Source organism: Escherichia sp. XD33, assembly GCF_019375075.1.
Taxonomy (GTDB): Bacteria; Pseudomonadota; Gammaproteobacteria; order Enterobacterales; family Enterobacteriaceae; genus Enterobacter; species Enterobacter flexneri_A.
Map to the genome: position 1 here is coordinate 1 of NZ_JAENDM010000292.1, position 645 is coordinate 645.

Here is a 645-nt window from a genome sequence, read left to right on the forward strand (position 1 = left end):
TCCATACTGCGCGTCAGCCCGCCCTGCGTGGTACAGATGGCCTTTCCCCACGCATCGTACTGTGTCCCGTTTCTGCTGCCGTCCGGGGCAATGACGGTGGTCAGGTCACCGGCGGCGTTATATTCATACCGCGTTTCATGGCCCTGCGTGTCTTTCACGGCAATTAACTGTCCACGGCTGTCGTATGCACGGTACTGGCTCAGCCCTTCCTCGCGGTGCACCGCCGTCATCTGCCCGAAGCGGTCATGGTCATAACGGGTCTGGTAGCCGGAACAGTCGGTGAAGCTCAGCAACTGGCCGTAACGGCTCCACGTCATGGTTTTCCGGCTGCCGGTGGCATCGTCCGTTGCGCAGGGGAGGTCACTGTGTGGATTATCATAACGGTAGCGGGTGATATCGCCGTCAGGGGCGGTTTCCTGAATCAGACGGCCGGATTCATCATATTCCCGGCGTATTTCCAGCCCGTCAGGCCCGGTGGCTGACGTTAACTGGCTGTGGTGGTTATAGTAAAACGCCGATGCCCTGCCACCCGCTCACACCAGCCGAGCAGCCACCACGGCCCCTGCGGACTGTTTGTCGCCAGATAACGATGCGGACTTAAGCGGAGTTCTTCCGGCAGCGCCTGCCAGAGTGCGGCCAGCCGGT

Annotated in this window: 1 pseudogene; it reads right to left on the minus strand. The window is 60.9% G+C overall.

Annotated elements, in window-relative coordinates:
• Positions 1–527, minus strand: a pseudogene (locus K0778_RS26855) (RHS element protein); the annotation flags it as partial.
• Positions 528–645: the final 118 nt, after the last annotated feature.